General features: G+C 66.8%; 18 protein-coding genes and 1 tRNA gene. 14 read left to right on the plus strand and 5 right to left on the minus strand.

Annotated elements, in window-relative coordinates:
* Positions 1-7 precede the first annotated feature (7 nt).
* Positions 8-391 (plus strand): hypothetical protein, encoded by a 384-nt coding sequence (locus FVO59_RS16455; protein ID WP_259363504.1) that lies wholly within the window; start codon positions 8-10, stop codon positions 389-391.
* 7 nt (positions 392-398) lie between these two features.
* Here the strand turns inward: FVO59_RS16455 and FVO59_RS07885 are convergent, their stop codons facing one another.
* Positions 399-1,151 carry a diacylglycerol/lipid kinase family protein gene (locus FVO59_RS07885; RefSeq protein ID WP_259363505.1) on the minus strand — a complete coding sequence of 251 codons (753 nt, stop codon included), beginning with the start codon at positions 1,149-1,151 and terminating at the stop codon, positions 399-401.
* Positions 1,052-1,396, minus strand: coding sequence for a hypothetical protein (locus tag FVO59_RS16460; RefSeq protein WP_259363506.1), 345 nt, complete (start codon positions 1,394-1,396; stop codon positions 1,052-1,054). The genes FVO59_RS07885 and FVO59_RS16460 overlap by 100 nt, the downstream gene beginning before the upstream one ends.
* A gap of 76 nt (positions 1,397-1,472) precedes the next feature.
* Between FVO59_RS16460 and serS the strand changes: the two genes are divergently transcribed.
* From serS to FVO59_RS07905, 4 genes are all read left to right on the plus strand, one after another.
* Positions 1,473-2,789, plus strand: a complete 1,317-nt coding sequence (gene serS / locus FVO59_RS07890; protein WP_182256335.1) for a serine--tRNA ligase — start codon at positions 1,473-1,475, stop codon at positions 2,787-2,789.
* Positions 2,786-3,580, plus strand: coding sequence for an HAD hydrolase family protein (locus FVO59_RS07895; RefSeq protein ID WP_182256937.1), 795 nt, complete (start codon positions 2,786-2,788; stop codon positions 3,578-3,580). Before serS ends, FVO59_RS07895 begins: the two co-directional genes overlap by 4 nt.
* A gap of 113 nt (positions 3,581-3,693) precedes the next feature.
* Positions 3,694-3,778: transfer RNA gene (locus tag FVO59_RS07900), tRNA-Ser, on the plus strand.
* Between the two features lie 24 nt (positions 3,779-3,802).
* Positions 3,803-5,053, plus strand: coding sequence for an LCP family protein (locus FVO59_RS07905; RefSeq protein ID WP_182256337.1), 1,251 nt, complete (start codon positions 3,803-3,805; stop codon positions 5,051-5,053).
* A gap of 43 nt (positions 5,054-5,096) precedes the next feature.
* On the opposite strand, the gene FVO59_RS16745 is transcribed toward FVO59_RS07905, so the two are convergent.
* Positions 5,097-5,846: an NAD(P)-dependent oxidoreductase gene (locus FVO59_RS16745; RefSeq protein ID WP_430736340.1), complete on the minus strand. Its 750-nt coding sequence runs from the start codon at positions 5,844-5,846 to the stop codon at positions 5,097-5,099.
* A 37-nt stretch (positions 5,847-5,883) separates the two neighbouring features.
* On the opposite strand from FVO59_RS16745, the gene FVO59_RS07915 reads away from it, so the two are divergent.
* Positions 5,884-6,717 carry an IclR family transcriptional regulator gene (locus tag FVO59_RS07915; RefSeq protein ID WP_259363507.1) on the plus strand — a complete coding sequence of 278 codons (834 nt, stop codon included), beginning with the start codon at positions 5,884-5,886 and terminating at the stop codon, positions 6,715-6,717.
* Here the strand turns inward: FVO59_RS07915 and FVO59_RS07920 are convergent.
* Both FVO59_RS07920 and FVO59_RS07925 read right to left on the minus strand, forming a co-directional pair.
* A complete protein-coding gene (locus FVO59_RS07920) occupies positions 6,648-7,496 on the minus strand; it encodes an HpcH/HpaI aldolase family protein (protein WP_182256343.1) in 849 nt (282 codons plus the stop codon). The two genes, FVO59_RS07915 and FVO59_RS07920, sit on opposite strands and share 70 nt — an antisense overlap.
* Positions 7,497-7,505: 9 nt before the next feature.
* On the minus strand, positions 7,506-8,495 hold the full coding sequence (locus FVO59_RS07925; protein WP_182256345.1) for an NAD(P)-dependent oxidoreductase: 990 nt from the start codon (positions 8,493-8,495) through the stop codon (positions 7,506-7,508).
* A gap of 187 nt (positions 8,496-8,682) precedes the next feature.
* Between FVO59_RS07925 and FVO59_RS07930 the strand changes: the two genes are divergently transcribed.
* The 8 genes from FVO59_RS07930 (at position 8,683) to FVO59_RS07965 (ending at position 17,234) form a co-directional block, all read left to right on the plus strand.
* On the plus strand, positions 8,683-9,885 hold the full coding sequence (locus FVO59_RS07930) for a Tm-1-like ATP-binding domain-containing protein (RefSeq protein WP_182256347.1): 1,203 nt from the start codon (positions 8,683-8,685) through the stop codon (positions 9,883-9,885).
* 25 nt (positions 9,886-9,910) lie between these two features.
* Complete coding sequence (locus FVO59_RS07935; RefSeq protein WP_220465712.1) at positions 9,911-10,741, plus strand: phosphoenolpyruvate hydrolase family protein; 831 nt, start codon at positions 9,911-9,913, stop codon at positions 10,739-10,741.
* A gap of 58 nt (positions 10,742-10,799) precedes the next feature.
* Positions 10,800-11,915 (plus strand): ABC transporter substrate-binding protein, encoded by a 1,116-nt coding sequence (locus FVO59_RS07940; protein WP_182256349.1) that lies wholly within the window; start codon positions 10,800-10,802, stop codon positions 11,913-11,915.
* A 34-nt stretch (positions 11,916-11,949) separates the two neighbouring features.
* Positions 11,950-12,618 carry an ABC transporter ATP-binding protein gene (locus FVO59_RS07945; RefSeq protein WP_182256351.1) on the plus strand — a complete coding sequence of 223 codons (669 nt, stop codon included), beginning with the start codon at positions 11,950-11,952 and terminating at the stop codon, positions 12,616-12,618.
* On the plus strand, positions 12,582-13,115 hold the full coding sequence (locus FVO59_RS07950; protein ID WP_182256354.1) for a TOBE domain-containing protein: 534 nt from the start codon (positions 12,582-12,584) through the stop codon (positions 13,113-13,115). The genes FVO59_RS07945 and FVO59_RS07950 overlap by 37 nt, the downstream gene beginning before the upstream one ends.
* On the plus strand, positions 13,112-14,869 hold the full coding sequence (locus FVO59_RS07955; RefSeq protein ID WP_182256356.1) for an ABC transporter permease: 1,758 nt from the start codon (positions 13,112-13,114) through the stop codon (positions 14,867-14,869). The genes FVO59_RS07950 and FVO59_RS07955 overlap by 4 nt, the downstream gene beginning before the upstream one ends.
* A 364-nt stretch (positions 14,870-15,233) precedes the next feature.
* Positions 15,234-15,863, plus strand: a complete 630-nt coding sequence (locus tag FVO59_RS07960; protein ID WP_182256358.1) for an NHL repeat-containing protein — start codon at positions 15,234-15,236, stop codon at positions 15,861-15,863.
* A 9-nt stretch (positions 15,864-15,872) separates the two neighbouring features.
* Positions 15,873-17,234 carry an aminotransferase-like domain-containing protein gene (locus FVO59_RS07965; RefSeq protein ID WP_182256360.1) on the plus strand — a complete coding sequence of 454 codons (1,362 nt, stop codon included), beginning with the start codon at positions 15,873-15,875 and terminating at the stop codon, positions 17,232-17,234.
* Positions 17,235-17,245 lie beyond the last annotated feature (11 nt).

Genomic DNA, 17,245 nt, shown 5'->3' on the forward strand with positions numbered 1-17,245 from the left:
GCTCCTGGTGCCCGTCCCCGAGGGGGTCGACGTCACCGCCGACGTGGAGGTGGAGGTCGAGCACGGACAGCGCACCGACGATGCGGATCTCGATGCTCTCGCCGAGGCCCCGCAGGGCGCGACCGAGTATCAGCCGTCAGCCAGCTGGTTCGACGATGACGGCATCGTGCTCCTGACCTGGGGCTCCAGTTCGTGCGCGCCGGTCGTCGACGACGTGCAGCCGGCGCAGTCCGGCGCCACCGTCACGTTCGCCGAGATCGACGGCGTCTGCACGATGGACATGGCTCCGCGGCTCACGCCCATCCTCGTGCCGGCCGGAGACGACGATCGACCGTTCGAGCTGACGCTCGTCGGCGGCGGGCTCGACGCGGCGGTGCGGGTCGAGGGCTGACCGACCATCAGAAGCGCGAGGTGTCGTGTCCCTCCGGCAGCACGATCGTGAGTCCTCCGCGCTGCACGCGGCACACCATCCGCACCGCGACGCCCAGCTCGTCGCCGTCGAGTTCGATCGACGTGGGCCCGATCATCGCGGCCTCCGCAACGGCTCCTCGCAGGTAGCGGATCGAGGCGTCGCGACCCCGACGCTCGAGCACGAGCCGCCCGGCACGGGTGCGCCGCAGCACCGAGTTGTCCCACCACACCTTGCGCCAGATCCCCAGCCAACCCAGCGGGCCGGTCGCCTGGATCAGCGCGATGTCCATGGCGCCGTCATCGAGTGAGGCATCCGGAAGCAGGGCGATACCGGCGGGAAGGGCACCGCAGTTGGCGAACAGCATGCTGTGCACCTTGGCGGAATGCAGCCGGCCGTCATCGATCTGATACACCACGCGGAACGGCTTCGCGCCTGGCAGCGAGCGAGCGGCTCCGTCGAGGTACGCCACCCAGCCCACCGAGCGCTTCAGGTCGGGTCGCGTGTTGGCGATCATGTCGGCGTCGAGCCCCATGCCGGCGAGCACGACGAAGCCGTGCTCGGTGACGCTGCCGTCGGTGCGGCTGAGTCGCGCCCAGCCCATGTCGACGGGATGCGTGAAGCCGGTGAACACGGCCTCCATCACCTTCTCGATGTCGAGGAGGGGCAGACCGAGATTGCGGGCGAAGAGATTGCCGGTGCCGCCGGGGAGGACGGCGAACGGGACTCCCGTGCCCGCCATGCTCTCGGCGACGGCCCGGATCGTGCCATCGCCCCGGCGGCGAGCACGGCGGCGGCGCCCTCGTCGAGAGCGGTTCGCGTGATCATCTGGCCGGGGTCCTCGATGGTCGTCTCGTAGAACCGCGGCGGCGCCCAGCCGTGGGCGCGGGAGAGCGACAGCAGCCCCGAGCGCAGGCGCTCGGCGTCGACTTTCACCGGGTTGAGGACGAGCGCCGCGTGCGCGCGCTCGTTCCCGGATGCCGACATGACGCCACTCTACGACCTGGGCCGCCCCCGGCCGGCGTCGCCCTGGCCGCGCGGACCGCCTCGATAGACTTGGGCCATGATCGATCTCGCCCTTCTCCGCGACGAGCCCGAGCTCGTCCGACGTTCACAGATCGCGCGCGGGAACGCGCCCGAAACGGTCGACGCGGCGATCGAGGCCGACCGATCGCGTCGTGACGCGCTGAACGCCTTCGAGACGCTGCGCGCAGAGCAGAACGCATTCGGCAAGACGGTCGCCAAGGCTCCGAAGGACGAGAAGGCCGCGCTGGTCGCGCAGGCGAAGGAGCTGGCCGACAGGGTCAAGGCCGCGCAGCAGGCGGCCAACGAGGCTGCGGATGCCGCTGCATCCGCGCTCGAGCGCATCGAGAACGTCATCATCGACGGTGTCCCCTCCGGCGGCGAGGAGGACTTCGTCGAGCTCCGTCGCGTCGGCGACGTGCCCACCTACGACTTCGAGCCGCGCGACCACCTCGAGCTCGGTGAGATGCTCGGCGCCATCGACATGGAGCGCGGCGTGAAAGTCTCGGGCTCGCGCTTCTACTTCCTCAAGGGAGTCGGTGCGCGCCTCGAGATCGCGCTGATGAACCTCGCGCTCGACAAGGCGCTGGCGAACGGCTTCACGCCGATGATCGTCCCGACGCTGGTGCGCCCCGAGATCATGCAGGGCACCGGCTTCCTCGGTGAGCACGCAGACGAGGTCTACCACCTCGACAAGGAGGACCTGTTCCTCGTCGGCACGAGCGAGGTGCCGCTCGCCGGGTACCACAAGGACGAGATCCTCGACCTCGGTCAGGGCGCCCACCGCTACGCCGGCTGGTCGACCTGCTATCGCAGCGAGGCCGGTTCGTACGGCAAGGACACCCGCGGCATCATCCGGGTGCACCAGTTCAACAAGCTCGAGATGTTCGTCTACACGACCCCCGAGGACGCCGAGGCAGAGCACGACCGCCTCGTCGCACTGCAGGAGGAGATGCTCACGGCTCTCGGTCTCGCGTACCGCGTGATCGACGTCGCGGCGGGCGATCTGGGGTCGAGCGCGGCCCGCAAGTTCGACATCGAGGCATGGGTGCCCACCCAGGGCGCGTTCCGCGAGCTCACCTCGACGTCGAACTGCACGACCTATCAGGCGCGCCGGCTCGACATCCGATACCGACCTGAGTCCGACGACGCGTCCCCGGCGAAGACGCGCACCGTCGCGACCCTGAACGGCACCCTCGCGACCACGCGATGGATCGTCGCGATCCTCGAGACGCACCAGCAGGCCGACGGATCGGTGACGGTGCCGGAGGTGCTTCGTCCATATCTGGGAGGCATCGAGGTGCTGCGGCCGATCGGCTGGTCGGAAGAGCCTGCAGGCGCGCAGGGCGCCGAGTGAGCTCGCGCGGCCTCGTCGGGCTCGACATCGACGGCACGATCCTGCTGCAAGACGAGACCCTCAGTCCCGGAGTCGTCGAGGCGGTCGGCGAGGTGCGGGATGCCGGATACGAGGTCATGCTCGCGACAGGGCGAAGCTGGGGCGGCACCAAGCGATACATCGACCAGCTCGGCCTGATGGCCGAGTACGCGGTGTGCTCGAACGGCGCAGTCGTGATGCGGCGAGTCGGCGACGAGTGGGAGCGGTGGCGTGTCGAGGTCTTCGATCCCGCGCCTGTGCTCGCGCTGCTGCGCGAGACCCTGCCCGAGGCGCGGTACATGGTCGAACTCGGCTCGGGGGAGAGGCTCTACACCGACGTGCTCGACGACTGGACCCTCGATGCGGGCCGCGAGGTCGACTTCGACGAGCTGATGCAGCAGCCCGTCTCGCGCATCGTCGTCGTCTCGCCCGAGCACGACGAGGCTGACTTCCAGCGCATCGTCGCCGAGGCGGGCCTGAATGAGGTCTCGTACGCCGTCGGGTGGACCGCCTGGCTCGACATCGCTCCGAAGGGCGTCGACAAGGGCACCGCCCTGGAGCGCGTGCGGACGCAGCTCGGGACGCCTCGCGAGAAGGTGCTCGTGGCCGGCGACGGCCGCAATGACCTGGGCATGTTCGCCTGGGCGCTCGCGGGCGGAGGACGGGCCGTGGCCATGGGGCAGGCCGTCGACGAGGTGCAGAACGCCGCCGGTGAGCTCACCGGCGCCGTGGAGGACGGCGGCCTGGCATCCGCCCTGCGCACCCTTCTCTGACCGACGTCGCCCAGAAGATACCCAGGCGCTCACGCGAGAATGGAGCGTCCGCGATCGGTTTCCCCCGAAGCCGATAGACTCGACGTCTGACCGTCCGGTGCGAACCGGAGTCGGGAGGGTTGTCCGAGCGGCCGATGGACCTGGTCTTGAAAACCAGTGGGCAGCAATGTCCCGTGGGTTCGAATCCCACACCCTCCGCTTCCTGTCGAAAGGCCTCCCCGAGTGAGCACGTCCGTCAAACGGCGCCAGCCCGTGGCGCGCCATGGTCAGCTGAGCTCGCCCAGTGCGGTGGGTCAGCTGCTCAAGCTGATCGGCGTCGCACTCGCCGTGGTCCTGGTGAGCGGCGTGGGTGTCGCAGGCTACGTCCTGACCGGCTTCACGTCGACCGTCAGCGCCAACGCGGTCGAGCTCGAGGACACCAAGGAGCTGCCGCCGGACATCGGCGCCTACCCGGGTGGGTTCGACATCCTGCTCACAGGCGTCGACACGTGCGAGGAGAAGTACAAGGAGCTGTTCGGCAAGCGCTGCTCCGGCAAGGATGCAGGCGGCACGCTCAATGACGTGAACCTGCTCGTGCACGTCTCGTCCGAGCCGCGTCGCGTCACGGCCGTCAGCTTTCCCCGTGACCTGATGCTGCCCATCCCCGAGTGCACCGATGCGAACGGCGACACCAAGTCGGCCATGAGCAAGCAGCCGCTGAACACGGCGTACGAGCACGGCGGCGAGGACGGCGGTCTGAACTGCGTGGTCAAGACCGTGGCCGCGCTGACGGGCGAGGACATCGAGTTCGCCGCGAAGGTCACCTTCGGCGGCGTGATCGAGATCACGGATGCCATCGGCGGGGTCGACGTGTGCCTCGCGAGCCCCATCAAGGACAGGCACACCGGTCTCGACATGGCCGAGGGCACGCACACCATCCAGGGGCTTCAGGCGCTGCAGTTCCTGCGCACCCGCCACGGCGTGGGCGATGGATCCGACCTCGGCCGCATCGGCAACCAGCAGCAGTACATGTCGAGCCTGGCGCGCAAGCTGATCAGCGGCGAAGTTCTCGGAAACGTCCCCGTGATGCTCCGCCTCGCAGACACCGGGCTCAGCAACCTCGAGGCGTCGACCTCGCTGGCCGACCCGATGAAGATCGTCCAGATCGCCCTCGCCGTGAAGAGCGTGCCGTTCGAGGACATCGTGTTCGTGCAGTACCCGACCGTCGAAGACCCCAGCAACCCGAACAAGGTCGTGCCGGACAAGCGCGCAGCGACCGCCCTGTGGGACGCGATCGCGGCCAACAAGCAGCTGCAGATCACTCACGAGACCACCGCGAACGACGGTGTGGTCGTGCAGGAGCCCGAGACCCCCGCGCCCACGGAATCCGGCACCCCCAACCCGGTTCCGGATGACGTCGCAGAGCTGCCCTCGACCATCAAGGGCAACTCGGCCGCCGTGCAGACCTGCTCGAACGGCAACGTCCGCGGCTGATTCGAGACTGCCTGTCAGAACAGGGCGTTCCTCCCGAGAGGGGTCACTCCGGGGCGAGGGCCGCCACCGCAAGGTCCCGAACCGCGCGGCGAATCTCGTGTTCTTGAGGTTCATTCCACGTGCAGGGCGGAGCGGAGACGTGTCGAGCATCGATCGTCGTCGCTGAATCTGCCGAAATCGGGTGAGCGGTGTTGCCGCCGCTCGGCAGGATGATGGTCCAATCCTCGTCTGCTCTCGCGGAGTGTGCGCTCGCGATCGAGCCGTACGTGGCGGTGATGCATCCGAACGCGCGGAGTCCGTTGACGGTGCGCACCGCCTGCTCGCCCTTGCCTACGATCGCCACCGAGCTTCCATGGAGCGCGGGAGGGACGTCGGCAGGGCGCCACCCGCCTGCGCGGACGAGGCGGTCTGCGGCTGACACCGCCCGACTCCGCTCGAGGAGAAGGGCCAGACATCTGTCGGCAACGAGCTCGGGACTGATCTCTCCGCTCGAGCCCGTGTGTCGATCTCCGACGATCCTCACCGCCCGGAGTTCTCTGTATCGCCCCCGCAGAGCGTTGCGATCGACCGCCTGTCCGATCACGAGCGCTCCCCAGGGGTTCTTGTCATCCGATCGTGTCGCCACCAGACCGGACAGGTGCGCCTCGGCCGCAAGGTAGCGGAGCGCGATGCTTCGGTATGGTTCGCCCGAGATGACTGCGATGGTGCGTTCGGGGCTGGCGTGATCGAGGCCAGCGCTGTCAGAGTGCTGCGATAGTTCATGTGTGAGACGCGGGCAGGGTCGCTGGTTCATATATAGTTCCTTTCATGATCTCCGTGGGGGTGCTTTGATGTCGAACGAGGTGACGACCCGTGCGCCGATTCGTCGATCGAGCGGTGGTGGTGAGATCAAGTCGGAATCGTCGCGATACTCTGCGCCCGCGGCCGGCTGTGCAGCCCGCGTGCTCCTCACGCTCGCGCGTTCGCCGATTCCGCTTCCGATCGCCGAGCTCGCACGTGAGACGGGATCCAGCAAGTCGCTGACCTTTCGCGTCCTTCGCGAGCTCGAGGAGGTGGACCTGGTCACGAGCGCAGGCGGTCGCGGATACCACCTCGCCCATGGTGTGCTGGAGTTCACCGGGGCGATCGGCAAGCTCGGTGAACCCGAGGAGCTGACTGACATACTCCGCGAGCTCTCGCAAGAGAGCGGTCAGACAGTCAACTTCGGCGTCCTTAGTGGCTTCGACGTGCTGATCACTGCGAAGCAGCAACCTGAGCAGGCCCTCGTCAGCGTGACGTACGTGGGGGCGCGGGTGCCGGCGAACTGCTCCGCACTGGGAAAGGTCCTGCTCGCAGAGCTCGACACGACCGAGATCGAGAGGGTGGTGCCGCGATCGCTTCCCTCGCTCACCTCTCGATCCATCACCGATCGGACCGAGTTCTTGCGCGAGGTCGACGAGTCGCGCACCGCAGGTTTTGCTGTTGATCTCGAAGGGGCGATCCTCGGGCGCTTCGCGATCGCCGTCCCGGTGACGCTGCCCGGATACAAGAAGCGGGCGGGCCTCGCTGTTACGGGAAGCATGGACGACTATGCACCGGAGTATGTGGAGCAACTTCATACTGCCCTGTCGCGGTCGGCGAGACGCTTGACGCGCGCGCGCGTCTCCGGAGCCGAATCGTTGTGAGCTGCCGCCGCCGAGACGGCCGCAGCAGCAGCGGCGGAGGCGGCATGCCGGGCCCCGTTCTCGATGAGCGCGATGTCGTTGCATACGGTGATCAACTGGGCCCCGCGGGCGATCAGCTCATCAACGCCTGTCTGCGGTGAAGCGTGCGCGCCCCACGCGATGCCTGCGTCACGGCACGCGGAGGCGATCCGCTCGACGGCCCGCGCATGTGGGCCCTCCTGGACAGCCATCTTCGGGGACAGCCCCAAAGAGAGCGCGAGATCGTTCAGACCGATGTAGACCGCGTCGATCCCGCCCCGGGTGCAGATCTCCTCGATGCTCTCCACGCCCGCCATCGTCTCGATCAGGGCGATGCAGGCGACCTGATCATTCGCGGTGCGCGGGTCCCCGTCTGCTCGCATGACGCCTCGCGTTCGTCCGCCGTAGCTGCGTCTGCCGTGAGGGGGGAAGCGGCTTGAGTCGCGAAGGAGGTGGGCGTCGTCGAGGCTTTCGACGAGAGGCGCGATCACTGCATCGGCGCCCTGATCCAGAGCCTTCTCGATCAGTTGTGGTTCGTTGCGCGCGACGCGAATCAGTACCTGAGCGCGCCCGTCCGCGGCCGCGACCAGCGCAGGGGTCGTCGACGGGTAGATGTCACCGTGCTGCTGGTCGAGTGCGACATAGGCCGCGCCCGAGTTCGCCAGGATCTCGACGCAGGCGGCGTTGCCGATCGAGCACCAGGCGCCGGCCAGAACCTCTCCGCGTGCCAGACGCTGCTTCAGCGTGCTCGAGCCGGTCATCCATCGCTCCTAAAGGTCGGCTGTCGTGGTGGCCGAAGGTGCGCCTTTCGCCGGCAGACGTCTGTTTACGACACCGCGCCGGGGCAGCATCCCCGCACGTATCCGCAGGAGGTGCGCGAGTGTGTCGTCGAGCATCGCCATCACGCTTGCCTGGGTCATGCCCGCGATGTGCCCCGTCAGGATCGTCGACGACACTTCGCGGATGGGGTGGCCCGGCGGCAGCGGCTCGTCGAGGAAGACGTCGAGTGCGGCGCCGCCGATGGAGCCGGAGCGGAGCGCATCGAGCAGTGCCCCTTCGTCGACGATCTCCCCGCGAGCGGTGTTGACGAGAAGGGAGTCGGGCGGCATCAGGGCGAGTTGCTCTGCCCCGATGAGCCCTGCGGTGGCGCTGCTGAGCGGAACGTGCAGGGAGATCACGCCCGCTGCGGCGAGGGCCGCAGGCATGCCGGTCAGTTCGATGCCCTCCGCTCTGCAGGCCGCAGGGTCTGCCCAGGGGTCGACACCCAGCACCCGGCTGCCGAACCCCGCGAATCGACGGGCGACTCCCATGCCGATAGCACCCAGCCCGATCACGGCCACGGTCTCATCGGCGAGCCGACGTGCCGGCGCCGCCCTGCCGAGCAGCGCGACGGCGAGGGCGACGGCGAACTCGGCCACTGACTCGTCATTGGCTCCGGGCGTTGTGGTGACGACCGTGCCGAGGTCGTCTGCCGCGTCGACATCGATCGCGTCATAGCCCACGCCGCACCGCGCGATCACTCGCAGACCAGGGGAGCGCTCGAGGACGGCGCGAGTGTAGTGCTCGGTTCCGGCGATCACGCCCCAAGCGCCGTCCAGGGCATCGACGAGGGTCTCCTCGTCGCGGATGCCGCTGAGCTCATATCGCAGATCCAGTTCGAATCCGGCTTCGGAGAATTGCTCCAGGTGGCGACGGTCGAGCCTGGCGACTCCGGAAGTGACGAGCAGGCGCTTCGCCTGGTTGCGTGTGTCGTCGTTCATCGCACTCCTGTTTCGTACTCGAATGAGTGTTTCATAAGTGAATGTCATGATGCTCGCCAGTCCCCGACTTGTCAATGCGGGGAAAGTGAGCGACGACTCGCCCTTGACAGCCGATCCGGCGTGAGCTTAGGTTGGCGAAAGCGTGTCACATATGACAACACGATTCATGTATGAGGCGGAAAGACCAATGGCGGTTTACATCGCAGTGCTCGCGACCTTCGACACCAAGGGCCGCGAGGCCGAGTTCGTGGGTGAGCGGATCGCCGCCCTCGGCACCAAGCCCCTCTATGTCGACCTGTCGCTCGACGGCTCGAGCCTCCCTTCCGAAGAGCCCGTTCACTCTCCAGGGACGGGTGACCGGTCGCTCGGTCCCGAGGCCAAGCGAGTCGCGATGCAGGGTGTCGTCGACAACGCAGCCGCGGCGTTGCTGCCGCTCGTCAAAGACGGAAGCCTGCGAGGCCTGATCGGGCTCGGCGGCGGTCAAGGCACCTGGCTGTTCGCCGAGATCGCCAAGCGGATTCCACTCGGCATCCCGAAGGTGCTCGTCACCACCCTGGCGACACGCGCTGGAACTTACCTCGAGGGCAGCGACACGATTGTCGTGCCCAGCATCACAGACATCGCGGGCCTCAATGGTCTCCTCCGCGAGGTGCTCCGCCGTGCAGCCGGTGCAGTGGTCGGGGCCGTCGCCGTGGCGTCCTACCGCGGTGCCCCGCAGCATGCGGCCGTCACGGCTATGACGATGTTCGGCGTGACCACTCGCGGCGGAATGGCGCTGAAGAGCGCGCTCGAAGAGGCAGGTCTGGACGTCGCAGTGTTCCACGCCAACGGCAACGGCGGCATGATGCTGGAAAGCCTGATCGAGGATCGCGTGGTCGCGAGCGTCGCCGAATGGACGACGACGGAGCTCGTGGACGACCTGCTCGACGGCATCGCCACGGCCGGACCCGACAGGCTTCGTGCGGCCGGACGAGCCGGGATACCTCAGCTGGTGGTGCCCGGTGCGCTGGACATCGCGAACTTCGGTCGACGCGACAGCGTCCCCGAGCGGTATCGAGGCCGTCGCCTGCACGAGCACACTCCCGCGGCGACGCTCATGAGGACCAATGCGGATGACATGCGGGTGCTCGCCAACTCGATGGCCGCGAAACTGAATGCGTCCATCGGCCCGGTCAGTGTCGTCGTCCCAGAGCGGGGCTTCTCTGAGCTCAGTGCACCCGGTGGTCCATTCCATTCAGCAGAGGCCGACGCAGCGTGGATCGACACCATGCGCGCCGAGCTGCATTCGTCCATCCCGTTCAGCACCCATCCGCACAACATCAACGATCCCGAGTTCGCTGCGATCGCAGCCCGGGCCTTCCTGGAACTGCTTCCGTCCACGTCCGTCTGAATCACTGCAAAAGGAGTTACCCACCGTGCCTTCCTTCATCGAGTTCACCCGTGAAAGCATCCTCGCCAACCTCCGAGCGAAGATCACTGCGCGCCAGCCCATCGTCGCCGCCGGCTGCAGCGCCGGGCTCATCGCCAAGGCCGCTGAGGCCGGAGGCGCCGACCTCATCGTGGTCTACAGCACCGGGCGCTCTCGAATCATGGGATTGCCGACGACGATTCTCGGGGACTCGAACGCGATCACCATGCAGATGTACGACGAGCTGCACAATGTCGTGGACAAGACCCCGATCATCGGCGGCGCATGGGCCGGCGATCCGACCTACCGGCGTACTGAGCGCCTCGTGCGATCCTTCGTAGACACGGGATACGACGGGCTCATCAACTTCCCGACAGAGGCGATCAATCCGGAGCGAGCCAAGATGCGGGAGCATGTCGGCCAGGGGCTGGGCGTGGAAGCCGAGATGATGCGCATCGCCCGAGAGATGAACGTGTTCACGATGGCATACGCGCTCACCATCGAGCAGGGTCGGATCCTCGCCGCGGCCGGCGCCGACGTCGTCGTGCCGCATGCCGGTTGGACCACGGGGGGCATGATCGGTCGCAGCGACGACGACACCTCGTTGGCGCGCTCCGTGGAGCATGTGCAGGAGATCATCGACGCCGCCGCCGCCGAGAACCCCGACGTGATCTGCCTGGCTCACGGAGGCGCGATCGCCACTCCCGAAGACACGGAATACCTCTACGCCAATTCGGATGCGAAGGGGTTCGTCGGCGCTTCCTCGGTCGAGCGGATCCCGATCGAGCGGGCGATCATCGACACGGTCAAGTCCTTCGCCGGCTACAACACGCGCTGACGTCATCCTCAACCCGAACGCCCGAACACCCGAACTGTAATCGAAGGAGATCTGCAGCATGAGAACCACGAGACGCCGGGGCCTTCGCCTCATTCTTCCCGCGCTGGTCGGCGGCGGTATGGCACTGTCGCTGATCGCGTGCAGCGCACCGGAGGCACCGGCCTCCTCCATCACGGGCTTCCAAGAGCGGGATGCCGAGCACCTGCCCGACGACTGGGACGACGTCGTGGCCGCGGCGCTCGAGGAGGGCGAGGTCATCCTGTACTCGAATCAGAGCCAGGAGGTCAGCAGCGCCACTATCGATGCCTTCGCCAAAGCGTTCCCGGGGATCGAGGTGAAGGTCGTACGGGACAGCGTCGACACCCTCCCGAACCGATTCGTGCAGGAGTACGAATCGACAGGCGATTCGCCCGCTGATGTGCTCGAGAGCTCGATCTTCGAGCCGGTCATCGCCGACAACCCCGAATGGTTCGTGAACATCCGCGAGATGGACCCTTCGATCATCCCGACCCTGGGGGACTTCCCGCTCGACCAGGCCGCACCCGAGCACCGCCCGCGCTCGATCACATCAGCGGCTTACACCTGGACGCTCGCCTACAACACCGATCGGGTCACAGAGGACGAGCTTCCCGAGACCTGGGAAGACCTCACAGACCCGAAGTGGAAGGGGAGAGTGATGGTGGCCGATCCACGATCGGCCAGCGCCTACTTCGCGTTCCATGCGCTTATGTACGAAAGCTACGGGGCCGCGTTCGGGCAGGGGCTCCTCGCCAACGACGCCACGCTGTCTGAGAGCGGGGCATCGCTCAGCCAGCAGGTCGCTGCCGGGGCGTTCGACATCGGAGGACCGGTGGCCCGCAGCCACAGTGCACAGATCCGTGAGCAGGGGGCGCCCGTCGAGCATCTCGATCTTCTCCCCGCGAAGGTGTCGGCGACGACGATGGCGCTGCCTGCCAATCCGCCGCACCCCAACGCGCAGCGCGTCCTCGCCGCCTTCCTGCTATCTGCGCAGGCGCAGGAGATCCAGTGCACGATCGGGCAGCTCGGCACGCTCAACGCGAAGGCGGAGGGGGACTGCGATGCCTTCCACATCGATCCGTCGCTCGAAGTGTTCGACCTCAACATCCCGCAGTCCGTCAAGGACCCGGTTCTTGACGCGATGGACCTCAACTAGCCGCCGTCTGCACGGTGGGAAAAGGAAATCGACCATGACTGCTCTCACAGCCGCGATGGATGACCTCCGCGAAGTCGCTCACCCGGAATCTGACCGCGGAATCCGGGTGGACCGTCTGTTCAAGACCTTCAAGCGAAGAGGTTCGTCCGGCGAGGACGTACGTGCCATCGATGACGTATCGCTGCAGGTCGACCCTGGGGAGCTCGTCGTGCTTCTGGGGCCCAGCGGCTGCGGTAAGACGACCCTGCTGAGATGCGTGGCAGGGCTCGAAGACGCAGACGGCGGCAGCATCTCGATCGGCGGCCGGACGGTCTTCTCATCGGATGCCAAGGTCATGCTGAATGCGAACGAACGCGGTCTCTCGATGATCTTCCAGGCGTACGCACTGTGGCCGCACATGACGGTTCGCGACAACGTCGCCTATCCGCTGCAGTCCCACGGGGTCCGTGACAAGAAGGAGATCGCTGAGCGCGTCAGCCGGGTGCTGACTGCAGTCGGCCTCGAGCGCCTGGCCGGTGAGTATCCGGGGACGCTGAGCGGGGGCAGCAGCAACGGCTGGCCCTTGCACGGGCGCTCGTCATCGATCCTGCCGTCATCCTGTTCGACGAGCCGCTCTCGAACGTCGACGCGAAGGTTCGTCACCAGCTGCGAGAGGAGATCCGATCGATGCACGCCCGCATCGGCTTCGCGGCGCTCTACGTGACCCATGATCAGGAGGAGGCGTTGTCGCTCGCGACTCGCATCGCGGTGCTGCACGAGGGCGAGGTCGTGCAGATCGGCACCCCCACCGAGATCTATGACGAGCCGGCGACGAGGTACGTCGCCGAGTTCGTCGGACGCGCCAACATCGTGGAATGCACGATCGCGGGCCAGACGCCCGAGTCCGTCACGGTGTCGTCTGCCCTGGGGGTCCTCACCGCACCGAGCAGCACCTCCTGGGCGCAGGGGCAATCGGCGTATCTCATCGTCCGGCCGGAGGACGTCGCACTCCGGCCGGACGATGGTGACGGATCCGAGACCGCGCTGCGTGGGGAGGTCGTCGGCATCGACTACGGCGGAGCCAGCTCTGAGGTGGACATCGCTCTCCCAGGAGGCGAACGCGTGCGCGCCCTGTGCCTCAAGTCCCATTTCATCCCCGCTATCGGTGCGGGCGTCGCTCTGACGCTCGATGTCGCCCGGGCAAGGGTGGTCGACCGATGACTCAGCCACTAATCGACAGAGAGAGCGCCGCTCCGCGTGGGGTCGTTCCCGTCGGATCGGAGTCTCGCGATCGCCGCAGGGCGAGCGCCTTCTCGGTGACTCTGCAGCGAGTGGCCGTGGTCGCCATCGTGGTGATCCTCTGCGTCGCGATCTTCCTCCCGCTGCTTCGCCTCTTCACCACCGGATTCGCTCCCGAGGGGCTGTTCTCCTTGGACGCCGTGCGTGACGTCTTCGGTGCGAGGTGGTTTCCGGATGCTCTGCGCAACACCGTGATCGTGGTGGGTTGCTCCAGCGCCGCCGCCGTCGTCATCGCCGCACTGCTTGCCTGGGCCAACGAGCGCACAGACGCGGCGATGGGGTGGTTCGGGCAGATCCTGCCTCTCATCCCGCTGGTCGTGCCGGGGATGGTTCTCGCGACGGGCTGGGTGATGCTCGGCGCGCCGCGGGTCGGGCTGCTGCAGCGTCAGGTCGAGAGGTATCCGCTTCTCGATGCGATCATTCCCGATCTCCACAGCACTCCAGGGCTCATCTTCGTGATGACCCTGACGCTGGTGCCGTTCCCCTTCCTGATTCTGCAGAACGCTCTGCGCAATGTGGACCCGGCCCTGGAGGAGGCATCGATCGTCGCGGGCGCCGGGATCCGCCGCACAGTGTGGCGGATCTCTCTTCCCGCGGTGAAGCACGCGATCCTCGGCGGCGCGCTTCTGGCGGTCATCGTCGGAATCGCGGAGTATTCCGTTCCGTTGATCATCGGCACGCCTGCCCGGCTGGACATCCTCTCGGTGCACACGGTGCGATTCGTGACCGCCTCGTATCCGGCGCAGCTGGGAGAAGGATCGGTGATGGGCTTGTTCATGCTGTTCGTGACAGGCAGCCTGTGGCTGATCTACTTCAAGGTGAGCAAGGGCGGAAGGTTCTCGCAGATCGGCGGGAAGGCCGCGAAGGCCAGCCTCATGAAGCTCGGGTGGGCGAAGTGGCTGGTGCGCGCCGTCATGATGTGCTTCTTCCTCTGCTCGGCGGTGCTGCCGCTGTTCGCACTGGTTCTCGTGGCGCTTCAGCCGTACTGGACACCCGACATCGATGCCGCGTCGCTCGGCTTCTCGAACTTCCAACAGGTCCTCCAATCGGAGAACCTCGGGGGCGCGATCGTCAACAGTGCCATCTACGCGACAATCGGCGCCACGATCGCGGTGCTGGTGGTCGGGCTGCTGACCACCTCGGTGAGCATTCGGAGATCCCGTTTCGCGGAGGTCGGATTGGGGGTGATGAAGATCCCCGCGGCCATCTCGAGCGTCGTGCTGGCCATCGGCTTCGTCATGGCGTTCTATGGAGCGCCGTTCCACCTCGGAGGAACGATGGTGCTGCTGATCGGGGCATACATCATCAACTACCTGCCGTATGCGTCGATCCTCGCGGAATCCGCGGTGGCCCAGGTGCGTAGAGAGCTGCTCGAGTCGTCAAGCGTCGCGGGGGCGTCCGAATGGCGAACGCGAGTGAAGATCGTGACGCCGCTTGCGCTTCCCGGGTTCATAGCCGCGTTCGCGTTGCTGTTCGCGATGATGGCCGGTGAGGCGACCATGTCACGGGTTCTGGCGCAGCCGGGCACGCAGGTCGCAGGTTTCGCGATCCTGCAGACGTACGAAGTGGGGAGCTTCAGCCAGCTGGCTGTGATGGGCACGCTGATCGCTGCATTGATCCTCTCGGTGGTGGCGTCGCTGCTCTGGGTCAGCCGGCTTCTTCGCCGTCGGTGGTGATGCTGTGGAGCCGAAGGAGAAGCGTTCGTGCGAGCTGGGAGACGGCGAGTACCGGTACGCACCGGTGGACTGGCCTGCCGAACATGAAAGCGCCCCATCGGCGGATGTCGCGGGGGTTGTAGTCGGGGACGACGACTCCGTGACCGCCTTCCGTCGGGCGCCGACGCCACTGACTCGGTACTCCGCGGAGGGAAGGATTCTGCAGGAGTGGGGAGCAGGGATCTTCCGAAACCCCCATGGGATCAGCGCCGGCAGAGATGGCGTGCTGTGGTGCACGGATGACGGAGACCACACCGTTCGTAAGATCGACAGCTCGGGTGCTGTCGCTCTTGTCATCGGCTCCCCCGGATCGCCGGCGCCCTTCATGAGCAACCATCCGTTCCGCCGATGCACGCAGGCGGTCGAGTCGCCGAATGGCGATGTGTACGTCAGCGACGGGTACGGGAACGCGACGATTCATCGCTATGACGCCGAGGGACGGCACATGTCGTCGTTCGGATCCTCCGGTGTGGAGCCGGGTGAATTCAATCTTCCGCACAGCATCAACATCCACGACGACCTGCTCTATGTAGCCGACCGTGAGAACCATCGGATCCAGCTGCTCGATCTTGATGGACGGGTCGTGGACGTCTGGCAGGGCGTGCACCGACCTTCGGCCCTTGCTCGCACCCCGACCGGAGAATGGGCCGTCGCAGAGCTGGGGCCGATGTGGGCGTTCAACCGCGGTGCTCCCAACCTGGGTCCAAGGATCAGCATCCTGTCGTCGACCGGAGAGGTCCTCGCTCGCATAGCGATGCAGCCCTCCGCCGGTGTCGAACCGGGGCAGCTCGTCGCGCCGCATGGAGTCGCCGTCGACAGCAGAGGCGACATCTACATCGGACAGGTGTGGAGCATCGGGTGGCCCATGATGTTCCCGGGCCGGGAATCGCCATCGACACGGCGGACCCTCGTCAAATGGGTGCGAAGACAGGCCATGGGCGATCTCGTCACATAGAGTGGTTCAATGCTTCTGGCCACACAGGTGCGGAGCCGCACGGCGAAGGGGATCGCCGCTGAGATCGGACGGCTGATCACATCGGGCGAACTCGACGTGGCGACCAGACTGCCGGCCATCCGCGCGCTCGCCGATGAACTCGAGGTGAGTCCCACCACCGTGCAGCATGCCTACCAGGCTCTGGCGCAGTCGGGGCTGGTCATCGCTCAGGGCAAGCGCGGCACCGTGGTGCGCGGTGCCGCCGAATCGACCCGCCCGCCGCGATACGCGGCGTCGGACAAAGAGCTGATGCCTTTGTGGGACCTCACCAGCGGCACACCGGACCCTGCGCTGCTTCCCGACGTCGGTGCGGCCCTGATGTCGCTGGCGGCGCAGGACACCGCGATACTGACGAGCGGGTACATGGAGCAGCCGGTGCTTCCCGACCTCGAGTGGGAGCTGCGTCGCCGCTGGCCCTTCGAGCCAGGAGCCATCACGGTTGTCGATGGCGCTCTGGACGCCATCGACCGACTGTTCAGGCTCACTCTCAGAGTGGGAGATCGGGTCCTCGTCGAGAACCCGACGTTCCCGCCCGTCCTCGACATGATCGAGCGCGCGGGGGCGGAGATCATCGGTTTGCCGCTGGACGAGCATGGAATCGTGCCCGGGTCGCTGAGAGATGCTCTCGAGATGCGGCCGAGCCTGCTCGTGCTGCAGCCGCGAGCGCAGAATCCGTCCGGTGTCAGCATGACGCACGAGCGGGCCGAGGATCTCGCAGCGGTGCTGACGGGGTCGTCCGTCCTGATCATCGAAGATGACCATGCCGGGGGCATCACTTCGGCCAGCCAAGTGAGCCTGGGGTCGTACCTCCCCGACCGTGTGATCCGCATCCTGAGCTTCTCCAAAGCGTTCGGACCCGACCTGCGGCTCGCCGCGGTCGGTGGCGCCGCCGACACGATCGTGAGACTCGACAACGCGCGGGCGCTCGGCCCGGGGTGGTCGAGCCGACTGCTTCAGCACGTTCTGCTGTACCTCCTCACAGATGAGCGAGCGCTCGCGCAGCTGGCCAACGCTCGTGCGGTCTACGCGCATCGGCGGCGTTCGATGGTGGAGGCGCTGCGCCGGGAGGGATTTCAGATCGTCGGGGAGGACGGCATCAACATCTGGGTTCCCGTCGCGAACGAGAACGAGGCGCGGATTCGGCTGGCGATGCGCGACGCCGGGATCGCCGTGGCACTCGGGTCGTCTTTTCTCAGCGCACCGCTCCCGTCGGAGTTCATTCGCATCACCTGCTCCGCGATCTCTGAGGGGTTCACCGAGCTCGCCGGCGCCATAGCCGCCGCAGCACTGCCCCCGAGGGCGAGAACGTCTCGGCCCGCGCACCCCCGGTGAGCGGCGCGCGC

This window comes from Microbacterium esteraromaticum (assembly GCF_014084045.1).
GTDB lineage: Bacteria > Actinomycetota > Actinomycetes > Actinomycetales > Microbacteriaceae > Microbacterium > Microbacterium esteraromaticum_D.